Source organism: Xanthobacter sp. 126, from assembly GCF_000526175.1.
GTDB classification, from domain to species: Bacteria; Pseudomonadota; Alphaproteobacteria; order Rhizobiales; family Xanthobacteraceae; genus Xanthobacter; species Xanthobacter aminoxidans.
Window position 1 is genome coordinate 383,938 of record NZ_JAFO01000001.1, and the last position, 12,202, is coordinate 396,139.

The window sequence follows — 12,202 nt, forward strand, 5'->3', positions numbered from 1 at the left end:
CCGAACCGTTCTCGATGGAAGCCGCACCATGGGCATCTCACCGCCGACCGACCTCGTCTTCGACGTGATGCAGGCCGCCGATGCCGCCCGTACGCGGCAGGTGATGGGCAAGCTTCAGTCGCTCGCGCCCGCCGCCGACGGTGCCTTCCGCACCGAGCTGGACACGGTGGCCGAGGCGAAAGCCGTTGCGCGGGCGGACAAGGCCACCGCCCGAGGCGACAAGGATGCGGCCGCCGCTGCTGCGGCGCTGATCCCGCCCGGCGTCGCCTTTTCCGGCGCCAGTCTCACAGGGCTGAAGAATGCCCACGCCCTCGGCCCGCACCACGCGGCCGGTGCCACCGGCGCCGCGCCGCTCGCTGGCACGCCCGGCGCCGCCTCGCTGCAGAAGTTCGAGGCCATGGTGCTCTCCCAATTCCTCGACACCATGATGCCGGCCAAGGGCGCCACCTCGAAATCGTCCATGTTCGGCACCGGCACGGCCGGCGACACCTGGAAATCGCTGCTCACCCAGAAGGTGGGCGAGGAGGCCGCCCGCGCCGGCGGCATCGGGCTTGCCGCGCGCCTCGGCCAGTCCTCCGCCGTCTTCGCCAGGGCGAAGGGAGGTGCGGCATGAGCTTCGACAGCGAGCTGAATGCCGCCCGCCCGCCAGCGGTCGTCGCCCTCATCAGCGCCCTCGACCGGCTGGAAGAGACCATCGACATGGAGAATGCCGCCTTCGAGGAGCGCGGCGCCCTCGATCTCGTGGAGATCAACCGGCGCAAGAGCCGCGCTTTGCTGGAACTGAGCCGGGTCGCCCGTGGTCTTCCGGACCAGCTGGACGTCGCCACAGCTGGGCGGCTCGCCCGGCTGAAGGCGAAGCTCGACCGCAACCAGTATGTCATCGCCCTGCGCATCGCCGCCGCGCGCGAGGTGGGCGCCATCCTCGACCGGGCGCTGGCCGAGGCGGAGTCGGACGGCACCTATTCGGCGCAGTCCGCGCAGGCCGCGCGAGCGGGGGCGGGGGCATGATCCGCTTCGTCATCATCGGCGTGTGGGCCTGCCTCGTGGGGCTCGGCTCCAGCTATGCCGCGGCCTGGTATGCGGCCGGCGCGCCGCGCAAGAGCGAGGAGCCCTATCTGGCCGGCCTCGAATATCGCCGCCTGCCCGCCATCACCGTGCCCATGATCGTGGACGGCAAGTTGCAGGGCTACGTCTTGGCGAAGTTCGTCATCACCGCCGACGCGGCCGAGCTGCGCAAGCTGCCCATGGAGCCCACCGTGTTCGCGGTGAATGCCGCCTTCGGCGAGATCTATGTGAACGGGCGCATCGAGAGCGGCAAGATCACCAAGTACAATTTGCCGGAGATGCTGGAGCGCATCAAGAAAAACGTCAACGCCTACCTCAACGGCGAGGTGGTCCGCGAGGTCCTGGTCGATTCCCTGAACTATATCGACAAGACGGACATGCGCTCCGGCATCGGCGTGAATGTCGCGAGCCAGTCCGGCGAAGGCAAGCCGGCCAAATCCGGCGGCCACGGCGAGGCCGCTGATGCCAAGCCGGCAAAGGGCGGGCACTGAGCCATGCGCGCTCCCACCCGCCACCATTCCCTTTTCCCCCTCAGCCGCGGCCCCGCCGCATCGCCCCGGAGCCAGGATCATGGATGATCTCTTGCGCGAGTTCCTGACCGAGACCAGCGAGAGCCTCGACGTCGCGGACGTGGAACTCGTGAAGTTCGAGCAGGACCCGAACAACGCGCAGATCCTCAACAACATTTTCCGCCTGGTGCACACCATCAAGGGCACTTGCGGCTTCATCGGCCTGCCGCGCCTCGCCTCCCTCGCGCACGCCGCCGAGACGCTGATGGACCGCTTCCGCGAGGGCCGGCCCGTGACCACCGATGCGGTGGGGCTGGTGCTGTCCACCATCGATCGCATCAAGCTCCTGCTCCAGCACGTGGAGGAGACCGAGGGTTCCGAGCCCGAGGGGGAAGACCGCGACCTCATCTCCCTCCTCGAAGCCATGGCGGAGGCCGTGGACGCGCCCGCGGCACCGCCACCGGCACCGCCACCTCAGCCTGCGCCGACGCTGGAACGCCCGCTGCTGCCCGGCGAACTGCCGCTGGACGAGCTGGATCGCATCTTCCGCGAGACCAAGGTGGACCCCATCACGCCCCCGCCCGCCGCCCCGCCTGCCGCCGCCCCGCCTGCCGCCAAGGCCGCCCCGCCCAAGCCGGCGCCGGCCATGCCCAAGGCCGACGCCGATGCCGCCCATGGCGCGGCTCAGGTGGGCGAGGCCCATGGCGTCGCCGCCCAGTCCATCCGCGTCCACGTGGGTGTGCTGGAGCAGCTGATGACCATGGTCTCCGAGCTGGTGCTGACCCGCAACCAGCTGATGGAGATCGCCCGTCGCCACGACGAGCCGGAATACAAGGTCTCCCTGCAGCGCCTGTCCAACGTCACGGGCGAGTTGCAGGAGGCGGTGATGCGCACGCGCATGCAGCCCATCGGCAACGCCTGGCAGAAGCTGCCGCGCATCGTGCGTGACCTCGCGCAGGAGCTGGGCAAGCAGATCGAGCTGGAGCAGGTGGGCGCCGACACCGAGCTGGACCGGCAGGTGCTGGACCAGATCAAGGACCCGCTCACCCACATGGTCCGCAACTCCGCCGACCACGGCCTCGAGATGCCCGAGCAGCGCCGCGCCGCCGGCAAGTCCGAGCGCGGCCTCATCCGCCTCTCCGCCTATCACGAGGGCGGCCATGTCATCGTCGAGATCTCCGACGACGGCCGCGGCCTCGACGTCGCGCGCATCAAGCAGAAGGCGCTGGAGAACGGCCTCGCCACCGAGGCCGAGCTGGCGAAGATGCCGGACTCCCAGGTGTTCCGCTTCATTTTCCACGCCGGCCTTTCCACCGCGCAGAAGGTGACAAACGTCTCCGGCCGCGGCGTCGGCATGGACGTGGTGCGCTCCAACCTCGAATCCATCGGCGGCACCGTCGATGTGCGCTCGCGGCAGGGCGAGGGCTCCACCTTCGTCATCAAGATCCCGCTGACGCTCGCCATCGTCCCCGCCCTCATCGTGCGTGCCGCCGGCGAGCGCTTCGCCCTGCCGCAGAGCGCGGTGGAGGAACTGGTGCGGGTGCAGGCGGGGTCGGATCACGAGATCACCTGGCTGAACAACTCGCCGGTGCTCGGCCTGCGTGATCGCCTCCTGCCCATCGTCAGCCTCGGCGCCCTGCTCGGCCTTTCGCCGGAGCGCGACGGGCGCGACGAGGCGCTGTGGGAACGGGCGCTCATCGTGGTGATGAAGGTGGGCCACCAGACGTTCGGCGTGGTGGTGGAGGCGGTGTCCCACACCGAGGAAATCGTGGTGAAGCCCATGGCCTCGGCCCTGCGCCAGCTGCCCATGGTCTCCGGCAGCACCATCCTCGGCGACGGGCGGGTCATCATGATCCTCGATCCCGCGGGCCTCGCCCAGCATGCGGCGGCGCGCGGCGGCGCCGCGGAGGAGACCAGCCATCACGGCGCCGGCCGGCAGGCGCGCGCCAGCCAGAAACGCTCGTCCCTGCTCCTGTTCCGCGCCGGCTCGCGCGATCTCAAGGCGGTGCCGCTCGGCCTCGTCACCCGCATCGAGGAGCTGGAGGTGGCGCGCATCGAGCGCGTCAACGGCTACCCGGTGCTGCAGTATCGCGGCGCGCTGATCCCGGTGCTCTACGCCAACGAGGAGGTCCAGCGCGTGGCCGCCGGCACCCAGCCCATGCTGGTGTTCGCCGATGGCGGGCGCGTCATGGGCCTCGTGGTGGACGAGATCGTCGACATCGTGGAGGCCGAGCTCGACCTGGAGCTGTCGCCGTCCAACATGCCGGAGGTGCTCGGCGCGGCGGTGCTGTCGGGGCAGGCCACCGAGATCCTCGACGTCGCCTTCTACGTGCAGGTGGCCTTCGGCGAGCGCTTCCGCCATCTGGTCCGTTCGTCCGAGCGGCCGCGCCTGCTCCTGGTGGACAAGAGCCCGTTCCACCGCGACCTCTTGGCGCCCATGCTCAATGGCAACGGCTACGAGGTCACGGCCTGCGCCTCCGGCGGCGAGGCGCTGGAGCGGCTCGGCACGGAGGACGGCTTCGACGCCATCGTCAGCGATGTGGACCTGCCCGACATGGACGGCTTCGCTCTCGCCGCCGCGGTGCGTGGCGACCCGCGCATCCGCGAGGTCCCGATCATCGCGCTCGCCACCGCGCAGGACCGCGATGCGCTGGAGCGGGGCCGCGCCGTCGGCTTCACCGACTGCGTCGCCAAGTTCGACCGCTCCGGCCTCATCGCCGCGCTGAAGGAATTCACCGGCCGACAGGGAATTGCCGCATGAACGCCCATACGCCCCTCACGAAGGATACGGCCGAAGCCGCCGCGCACGATGTGGTCCAGTACGTGACGGTGCGCATCGGGCCGCAGCTGTTCGGCCTGCCCATCGCGCTCGTGCACGAGGTGTTCGTGCCGGAATCCATCACCCGCGTGCCGCTTGCCCCCGGCGAGATCGCCGGCGTGCTGAACCTGCGGGGACGCATCGTCACCATGGTGGCCATGCGGCGCCTGCTGTCGCTGCCGGACGCCGAGGGTGCGCCCATGGCGGTGGGCATCGAGCACCACGGCGAGGCCTTCGGCCTCATCATCGACGAGGTGGGCGAGGTGCTTTCCCTCGATGCGGCCCGCCGCGAAGCCAACCCGGCCAACCTCGACCCGCGCTGGGCGCAGGTGGCCGCCGGCGTCCATCGCCTCTCCGGCGACCTGATGCTGATCCTCAATGTGGACCTGGTGCTCGATCGGGCCGGCTCGGCCGTCGCCCGCCAGGATGCCGGCAAACGCGCGGAGCTTTGAATGAAGACCTGTCTCGTGGTGGACGACTCCAGCGTCGTCCGCAAGGTTGCCCGCGGCATCCTCGAAGATCTCGGCTTCTGCGTGGAGGAGGCCGCAGACGGCGCCCCGGCGCTGGAGATGTGCGCCCGCGCCATGCCGGACGCCATCCTGCTCGACTGGTCCATGCCGGTGACGGACGGCCTCGCCGTGCTCGAACAGCTCAGGTCGAGCGAGGCCGGGCGAAAGCCGAAGGTCATCTTCTGTACCGCCAAGAACGACATGGAGCATATCGCCCGCGCCGTTTCGCTGGGGGCGGACGAATACATCATGAAGCCCTTCGATTCCGAAATCCTGCGCGAGAAGCTCGAGGCCGTCGGCCTCCTGGACAGGGTGGACTGATGCCCCAATCCTCAGCCCCAGCCGCGTCCGCGCCTGGCGCGGATGCCCGAATCCGCGTGATGGTGGTGGACGACAGCGTGTTCGTGCGCGGCATCGTCTCGCGCTGGCTGTCGGAAGACCCCGCCTTCGAGCTTGTCGGCACCTTTTCCAACGGGAAGGCGGCGCTGGCCGATCTCGACCGGGTGCAGCCCGACGTGGTCATCCTCGACCTTGAGATGCCGGAGATGGACGGGCTCACCGCCCTGCCGCTGATCCTGAGGCAAAGGCGAAACACCACCGTCATCGTCGCCTCGGCCCTCTCCCGCCGTGGCGCCGAGGTCAGCCTCAAGGCGCTCACGCTCGGCGCCGCGGACTATCTGCCGAAGCCCGACGCCACCAAGGGCACGTTTGCCACCGACGACTTCAAGCGCGAGCTGATGGAGAAGGTGCGCAGTCTCGGCCTGAAGGTGCTGCGGCAGGCCGGCCGCGCGCCCGCTCTGCCGCCGCCCTCCACGCAGCCGCAGGCGGCGGCATTGCCCAGCCAGCCGAGGGGGCCAATCCGCTTGCGACCCTATTCCGTGTCCGATGTCTCGCTCATCGCGGTGGGCAGCTCCACCGGGGGGCCGCAGGCGCTGACCCGCCTGTTCGCGGTGCTTGGGCCGTATATCGACCGAATCCCGGTGGTCATCACCCAGCACATGCCGCCGACCTTCACCGCGCTCCTCGCCGAGCACGTCACCCGCGCCGCGGGGCGGCAGGCGGCGGAGGGGCAGGATGGCGAGGCGCTGTGCGCCGGGCGCATCTATATCGCCCCCGGCGGCAAGCACATGCTGCTGGAGCGCGACGGGGCGCGCACCGTCATCCGCCTGTCCGACGGGCCGGCGGTGAATTTCTGCAAGCCGGCGGTGGACCCCATGTTCGACACCGTGGCGCAGATCTACCGCCGCAACGCGCTGGCCCTCGTGCTCACCGGCATGGGCAGCGACGGGGCGCGCGGGGCCGGCATCATCGCCGATGCGGGTGGCAGCGTCATCGTGCAGGACGAGGAGACGAGCGTGGTGTGGGGCATGCCCGGCGCCACCGCCAGCGCAGGCAACGCCAGCGAGGTGCTCCCCCTCCAGGCCATCGGTCCCAAGGTCATCGCCATGCTTGCCAGGAGGCGCGGATGATCCGCCCCGCGGACTACGACTTCTTCGCCCGGTTCCTGAAGGAGAGATCGGGGCTCATCCTCACCGACGACAAGCACTATCTCCTGGAAAGCCGCCTCATCCCGCTGCTCAACCGGTTCGCCATCGCCGATTTCGCGCGGCTGGCGGAGATCCTGAAGAGCAACGAGGCCCCCATCATCGCGGAAGCGGTGGTGGAGGCGATGACCACGAACGAGTCCCTGTTCTTCCGCGACAAGGTGCCGTTCGAGGACATGGCCCGCTCGCTCCTGCCGGCGCTGTGCGCGGCGCGGCTGAAGACGCACACGCTGCGCATCTGGTGCGCCGCCGCCTCGACGGGGCAGGAACCCTATTCCATCGCCATGATGCTGGCCGAGAAACCGGAACTCACAGGCGGGCGGCGGGTGCAGATCATCGGCACGGACATCTCGAGCGAGGTCCTGGAGCGGGCGCGGGCCGGGCGCTACAACCAGTTCGAGGTGCAGCGTGGACTCTCGGTGCAGCAATTGCTCAAGTATTTCGTGAAGTCGGGGGATTGGTGGGAGGTCGTCCCGCAGCTGAAAGCCATGATCGAGTATCGCAAGTTCAACCTGCTCGATCCCTTCGGCGGGCTCGGCACCTTCGACCTCATCATGTGCCGGAACGTGCTGATCTATTTCGACGTGCCCACCAAGGCCGACATCCTCGCGCGCATGTCGCGCCAGCTCGCGCCCGACGGCTTCCTCCAGCTCGGCGGGGCGGAGACGGCCATCGGCATCTGCGATGCCTTCCGTCCGCTGCCGGACCACCGCGGCACCTATGTCCACGCCCGCGCGCCGGCGACCATCGTCGCCGCCCGGCGGTAGCAGGGGTCAGACCCCGCGGCCCGGAGCTTGCGCCGGGCGGCGGAGGATCGTTCCGGATCGGAGCCAATCCGGAGCAAGAGGGGCCGATCAATCCGAAGCCGGCGTCGCGGATCCAGCATCCGCCGCCGGCTTCGGTGCTTCTGAGCCCGGTGATCCCGAGGTCGCTCCGATCTGGCAATCAATTCGCTCCCAAACCCGTTCCTCTTCAGATTGCTCGCTCCCCCGCTACGTCATAGGGGTTTTGTGTCGTTCGGATCGTCAATAAGTCAGTAAGACATCGACGCCGACCGCGCGGAAATGCTGTGACATGATGGAGGGTATCATGTACGTTGTCGTTGATGAGCGTGCGTCTGTTGCGGAAAGTTATGTGTCGGCGTTCTCCCGCGAAGGTTTTTCTTCGCAGAGCTTCTCGGGTAACGAGTTCCGGGACTGGATCGAGACCACCTCGGACCAGGATCTCGGCGCGGTCGAAAGCTTCCTGATCGGGGAGTCCGAGGCGCGGATCACCTATCCCGACCTCATCCGCTCGCACAGCAAGGCGCCCATCATCGCGCTGGAGGACGTGAAGTCCCTCACCCAGACGCTGGAACTCTTCACCGCCGGCATCGACGACGTGGTGCGCAAGCCTGTCCATGTGCGCGAGATCGTGGCCCGCGCCGATGCGGTGTGGCGGCGGGTGCGCTCGGGTGACATCCAGATGCCGCTCGACGAGCGCTTGCGCGTGTTTTTTGACGGACGTGATCCGGAAGTGGACGGCGAGCCGCTGGCCCTGCCGCGCCGCGAGCGGCACATCCTCGAATATCTGGTGAAGAACTCGAAGCGCCGTGTCACCAAGACCCAGATCTTCAACACCATCTACGGCATCTTCAACGAGGACGTGGACGAGAGCGTGGTCGAGGGCCACATGAGCAAGCTGCGCAAGAAGCTGCGCCTGAAGCTCGGCCGCGACGTGATCGATGCCCGCCGCTATCTCGGATACCAGTACGTCGGCTGATCTCTTGAAGACGGGCGGAAGATCGCAAGCCCCAATCCAGCTTCGACGACTATGACGGGACGGATCATTGTCTTCTAAAGCCAAGACAAGTTCAGAAAGACCCCAGAAGGGAGACAGATAATGCGTCTGACCGTCAAGAGTGCACTGATCGGCCTTTACCTTGTCCTGGTCGCTCTGGCGGCTGGACAGGGGGTTCTCGCCCTCACCAAGCTCAGCCACCTCAACGACAACACGACGGAAATCACCACCAACTGGCTTCCGAGCGTGCGCGCAGTGGGCGAAGTCAAATATACGATGACCCGTGTCCGAGTTGCGGCCATGCGCATGCTTCTGATCTCGGACCCGAAGGAAAGTGCTGCGCTCCAGGCGCGCATGACGCGCCTCCTCGCCGAGAACGGCAAGGCGATGACGGCCTATGAGAAGCTCATTTCCACTCCGGAGGAACGCAACTCGTGGAATTCGGTGATGGTGCATTGGGCTGACTACACGCAGGCTCAGTCCGAGTTCCTCGGTAAGCATCAGTCGGGCATGACGGACGAGGCCATCGATCTGGCGAGCAAGAGCGTCGCCTTGTTCGATTCGGTCACGACAGGCCTCGACAAGAACGTCGAACTGAACGACCGTTATGCCGACGAAGCAGGCGCTTCCTCCACCGCAGATTTCAACCAGGCGCGCTTCGTGCTCTTCGTGTCCATCGGCGTGCAGATCGTGCTCGGCCTTGCCGCGGTGGCCTTCATCGTCATCGGCATCACCCGCCCGCTCAACCGCGTCACCGACGCCATGGGCAAGATCGCCGGCGGCGCCCTCGATACCGATGTGCCGAACCGCGAGACGAAGAACGAGATCGGCGACATCGCCCGCACCCTCGAGGTGTTCCGCGACGGCCTCGCCGACAATGAGCGGCTCCGCGTCGAGCAGAAGCGCAAGGAAGAGGAGATGGCGCAGCAGCTCGTTGCCGAGCGCGCCAGCATCGCCAACTCGTTCCAGAGCCGCATGGGTGCCCTCGCCGAGCGCTTCTCCGGCTCGTCCGGCGAGGTGGCCGACGCCGCCCGCAACCTCTCCGCCACGGCGGAGGAAACGTCCCGCCAGGCGCAGTCGGTGACCATTGCCGCCGAGGGGGCCTCCGACAACGTGCAGACGGTCGCCGCCTCCGCCGAGGAGCTGTCCGCCTCCATCCGCGAGATGAGTGACCAGGTGTCGAACTCCGCCGTCATCGCCCGCTCGGCGGCCGAGGAGGCCGAGCGCACCAACGACAACATCCGCCAGCTCTCCGAGGCGGCCCAGTCCATTGGGCAGGTGCTGAACCTCATCAAGGAGATCGCCGAGCAGACCAACCTGCTCGCCCTCAACGCCACCATCGAGGCGGCGCGGGCGGGCGACGCGGGCCGCGGCTTCGCGGTGGTCGCCTCCGAGGTGAAGGAACTCGCCGCCCAGACGGCGAAGGCCACCGACGAAATCTCCATGAAGATCGGCGAGATCCAGCACGCGACCTCGGCCACGGTGACCTCCATCCAGAGCATCGTGACCACCATCAACAACGTGCGCGACCTCACCGCCATCATCGCCGGCGCGGTGGAGGAGCAGCGGGCCGCCACCAGCGAGATCGCCGCCAACACCCACCGCGCGGCGCAGGGCGCCACGCAGGTGACGAACAACATGAGTGGTGTCGGCCAGGCCGCCGGCATGACCGGCTCCGCCGCGACCCAGCTCATGAGCCTGTCCTCGGCCCTGTCCGAGCAGTCGCAGGATCTCCAGCGCGAGGTGACGAGCTTCGTCTCCACCCTCCGAGCCGCCTGATCCGCGCCGCACAAAAAGAAGGGCCGGTGTCGGGAGACACCGGCCCTTTTCATTTGCGGAATGAGGTTCAGTCGAGCTTGATGCCGAAGCGGTCGGCCTGGCGCCGCACGAAGGCCTCCATGCGGCCGCGGCCCTGCTCTGTCAGCACCACCAGGATGCGCCGCCGGTCGCGGCCGTCCGGCACGCGCTTCACCAGCTCCGCCGTCTCCAGATCGTCGATGCGGCGCAGCGCCGTGGTGGTGGGTGCGCCGGAGGCGATGCACAGGCTGGTGACGGAGATGGGCCGGGCGCTGGCCTCTGCCACCGCGAGGTCGAGCATCATCTCCCACGCGGGATCGGAGAACAGGCCGGCCTGAAAGATGGCGTCGCGGTCGGCGCGGGCGGCGACGAGCGCCTTCATGTAGTTGGGCCGGGCGATGGTGGCGGGTGGATCGTCCTCGCCGTTCGCCGCCAGCGCCTCGTCCTCGACGATCGCCAGCGCGCGCTGGATGGCATGGGCCACCTCTTCGGCGGCGAGCGGCTTCTGGAGGAAGTCCACCGCCTGGAGGCGCAGCGCGCCCACGGCGCGGTCGAGGGAGGCATGGCCGGTGATGACGATGGCGGCCATGGGGTGCTTGCGGCGCCGCACCGAGAGCTTCTGCAGCAGCTCGATGCCGTCGATGCGCGGCATCTGCAGATCGGTGACGATCACCTTCAGGGGATCGTTGCGCTGCACGAGGTCCAGCGCCTCCACGGCTGTCGTCGCGGTGAGCGAGGGAATGCCGAGCATCGAGAGGCCGTCGTGCAGCTCTTCCAGCACGTCGGGATCGTCATCGACCAGAAGCACCTGCGGCTCGGCCATTTCGCCTGGGCCATGCTTGGGGCTGTCATTGCGCATTATCTGGCTTGGCGTCCTCGCGTTTGGCTTCCTCGACCTTGACGTCCCCGGTTGTGGTGTCCGGTTTGTTCCATTCCTTGAACATCGCAATCAGTTCGGCAAGGGCAAGTTTGCGCGATATCAGAAAACCTTGGACCAGATCGGCCCCCATCGCCTTGACCCGTGACAAATCCTCTTCGGTCTCAATGCCTTCGGCTACCACCTTGAGGCCGAGGCGATGGCCGAGCTGGATCAGCGCCTCAAGGATGCTGCGCGACTTCTCCGTGCCGCGGGACTGCACGATCAGTGCGCGGTCGACCTTCATCTCGGTGATGGGCAGGCGGGCCAGCTGGAGCAGGCCGCTCTGCCGCTGCCCCACGTCGTCCAGGGCGATGCCGAATCCCGCCATGCGCATCTGCGCGAGCGCCATCAGGGCCTCGCTGGAGGAGCCGTAAAGCGCGTCTTCCGTCAGTTCCAGGATGACGTCCGGGGGGGTGAGGCCGGCGTTGCGGACCGTGGTGGCGAGCAGATTGGAGGCTTGGCGCTCGGTGAGTACGTCGAGCGGCATGTTGATGCTGACCGGGCCGCGAAGGCCGGCCGCCTGCCACGCCGCGGCCCCCCGCGCGGCGGTCTCGACCACGCGAAGCGTGAGCCGCCGCATCAGATTGGGATTGACGGTTGCGGCCGCGATCACGACAGACGGCGATATCCGGCCGAGGCCGGGCCACACGTCGCCGAGCAGCGCCTCGGCTCCCGCGAAGGTGCGGTGGTCCGGGTGGCACTTGGGCTGGAACTTCACGGGCACGGTGTCGGCTGCGAGAGAAGCTTCCACCGAGGCGATCACCTGCGCCTCAGACGGCGCGCCGCCGGGGGCGCCGCGATCGAACTCCTGGGCCGCATCGCCACCGATGAGAGTCAGCAACTCTTCGGGGTCGAACGGCTTGTGCAGCGTGCCAAGGACGCGGATGTTGCTCATGCGCCCGGCCTCCGCGGCGGCCGCAATCACATCTTCGTCACTTCCGCTGATGAGGACCACCTGAGGGCTCAGCACGCAGCGACAGAGATTGCGCAGCACGTCCACGCCGTCGATTCCCGGCATGTTCAAATCGAGCAGGAGAATGTCGGTCTGGCACATGCGGGCGGGGGTCAAAGTCTCCGGTTGGGAGGTATGATCCACTTGGTGTCCGGCGAATGTGAGGTATTCTGCTAAGTCTTCCCGGAAAGCGTCGTCATCGTCGAGGATGAGTATCCGCCGAAGATTTGCGCGTCCGGCACGATGATTGACCGGATCGCGTTCCGCCGACATGGAATCCCTCTTTCGCGGCGCCTAAATATTTTAGATT

The 12,202-nt window shown here is 67.8% G+C and carries 12 protein-coding genes; 10 read left to right on the forward strand and 2 right to left on the reverse strand.

Annotation, left to right across the window (positions count from 1 at the left end):
* Positions 1 to 28: 28 nt before the first annotated feature.
* From XAN126_RS26760 to XAN126_RS0101860, 10 genes are all read left to right on the forward strand, one after another.
* Positions 29 to 613, forward strand: a complete 585-nt coding sequence (locus XAN126_RS26760) for a rod-binding protein (protein WP_024276894.1) — start codon at positions 29 to 31, stop codon at positions 611 to 613.
* Positions 610 to 1,008: a hypothetical protein gene (locus tag XAN126_RS0101820; protein WP_024276895.1), complete on the forward strand. Its 399-nt coding sequence runs from the start codon at positions 610 to 612 to the stop codon at positions 1,006 to 1,008. Before XAN126_RS26760 ends, XAN126_RS0101820 begins: the two co-directional genes overlap by 4 nt.
* Positions 1,005 to 1,556: a hypothetical protein gene (locus XAN126_RS0101825; protein ID WP_081762477.1), complete on the forward strand. Its 552-nt coding sequence runs from the start codon at positions 1,005 to 1,007 to the stop codon at positions 1,554 to 1,556. Before XAN126_RS0101820 ends, XAN126_RS0101825 begins: the two co-directional genes overlap by 4 nt.
* Positions 1,557 to 1,635: 79 nt before the next feature.
* On the forward strand, positions 1,636 to 4,335 hold the full coding sequence (locus XAN126_RS0101830) for a chemotaxis protein CheW (protein WP_024276897.1): 2,700 nt from the start codon (positions 1,636 to 1,638) through the stop codon (positions 4,333 to 4,335).
* On the forward strand, positions 4,332 to 4,844 hold the full coding sequence (locus XAN126_RS0101835; protein ID WP_024276898.1) for a chemotaxis protein CheW: 513 nt from the start codon (positions 4,332 to 4,334) through the stop codon (positions 4,842 to 4,844). The genes XAN126_RS0101830 and XAN126_RS0101835 overlap by 4 nt, the downstream gene beginning before the upstream one ends.
* Positions 4,845 to 5,222: a response regulator gene (locus XAN126_RS0101840; RefSeq protein WP_024276899.1), complete on the forward strand. Its 378-nt coding sequence runs from the start codon at positions 4,845 to 4,847 to the stop codon at positions 5,220 to 5,222.
* Positions 5,222 to 6,370, forward strand: coding sequence for a chemotaxis response regulator protein-glutamate methylesterase (locus tag XAN126_RS0101845; RefSeq protein WP_029876588.1), 1,149 nt, complete (start codon positions 5,222 to 5,224; stop codon positions 6,368 to 6,370). The genes XAN126_RS0101840 and XAN126_RS0101845 overlap by 1 nt, the downstream gene beginning before the upstream one ends.
* A complete protein-coding gene (locus XAN126_RS0101850) occupies positions 6,367 to 7,212 on the forward strand; it encodes a protein-glutamate O-methyltransferase CheR (RefSeq protein WP_024276901.1) in 846 nt (281 codons plus the stop codon). Before XAN126_RS0101845 ends, XAN126_RS0101850 begins: the two co-directional genes overlap by 4 nt.
* A 322-nt stretch (positions 7,213 to 7,534) precedes the next feature.
* Positions 7,535 to 8,206, forward strand: coding sequence for a response regulator transcription factor (locus XAN126_RS0101855; RefSeq protein WP_024276902.1), 672 nt, complete (start codon positions 7,535 to 7,537; stop codon positions 8,204 to 8,206).
* Positions 8,207 to 8,326: 120 nt separating this feature from the next.
* Positions 8,327 to 10,003: a methyl-accepting chemotaxis protein gene (locus tag XAN126_RS0101860; RefSeq protein WP_024276903.1), complete on the forward strand. Its 1,677-nt coding sequence runs from the start codon at positions 8,327 to 8,329 to the stop codon at positions 10,001 to 10,003.
* 67 nt (positions 10,004 to 10,070) lie between these two features.
* Here the strand turns inward: XAN126_RS0101860 and XAN126_RS0101865 are convergent, their stop codons facing one another.
* Both XAN126_RS0101865 and XAN126_RS0101870 read right to left on the reverse strand, forming a co-directional pair.
* Positions 10,071 to 10,844: a response regulator gene (locus tag XAN126_RS0101865; RefSeq protein ID WP_029876590.1), complete on the reverse strand. Its 774-nt coding sequence runs from the start codon at positions 10,842 to 10,844 to the stop codon at positions 10,071 to 10,073.
* 25 nt (positions 10,845 to 10,869) lie between these two features.
* Positions 10,870 to 12,165, reverse strand: coding sequence for an EAL domain-containing protein (locus XAN126_RS0101870; protein WP_081762478.1), 1,296 nt, complete (start codon positions 12,163 to 12,165; stop codon positions 10,870 to 10,872).
* Positions 12,166 to 12,202 lie beyond the last annotated feature (37 nt).

Coding starts and splice junctions, on each gene's coding strand:
- XAN126_RS26760 (WP_024276894.1), top strand. CDS start 29: ATGGGCATCTCACCGCCGACCGACCTCGTCTTCGACGTGATGCAGGCC.
- XAN126_RS0101820 (WP_024276895.1), top strand. CDS start 610: ATGAGCTTCGACAGCGAGCTGAATGCCGCCCGCCCGCCAGCGGTCGTC.
- XAN126_RS0101825 (WP_081762477.1), top strand. CDS start 1,005: ATGATCCGCTTCGTCATCATCGGCGTGTGGGCCTGCCTCGTGGGGCTC.
- XAN126_RS0101830 (WP_024276897.1), top strand. CDS start 1,636: ATGGATGATCTCTTGCGCGAGTTCCTGACCGAGACCAGCGAGAGCCTC.
- XAN126_RS0101835 (WP_024276898.1), top strand. CDS start 4,332: ATGAACGCCCATACGCCCCTCACGAAGGATACGGCCGAAGCCGCCGCG.
- XAN126_RS0101840 (WP_024276899.1), top strand. CDS start 4,845: ATGAAGACCTGTCTCGTGGTGGACGACTCCAGCGTCGTCCGCAAGGTT.
- XAN126_RS0101845 (WP_029876588.1), top strand. CDS start 5,222: ATGCCCCAATCCTCAGCCCCAGCCGCGTCCGCGCCTGGCGCGGATGCC.
- XAN126_RS0101850 (WP_024276901.1), top strand. CDS start 6,367: ATGATCCGCCCCGCGGACTACGACTTCTTCGCCCGGTTCCTGAAGGAG.
- XAN126_RS0101855 (WP_024276902.1), top strand. CDS start 7,535: ATGTACGTTGTCGTTGATGAGCGTGCGTCTGTTGCGGAAAGTTATGTG.
- XAN126_RS0101860 (WP_024276903.1), top strand. CDS start 8,327: ATGCGTCTGACCGTCAAGAGTGCACTGATCGGCCTTTACCTTGTCCTG.
- XAN126_RS0101865 (WP_029876590.1), bottom strand. CDS start 10,844: ATGGCCGAGCCGCAGGTGCTTCTGGTCGATGACGATCCCGACGTGCTG.
- XAN126_RS0101870 (WP_081762478.1), bottom strand. CDS start 12,165: ATGTCGGCGGAACGCGATCCGGTCAATCATCGTGCCGGACGCGCAAAT.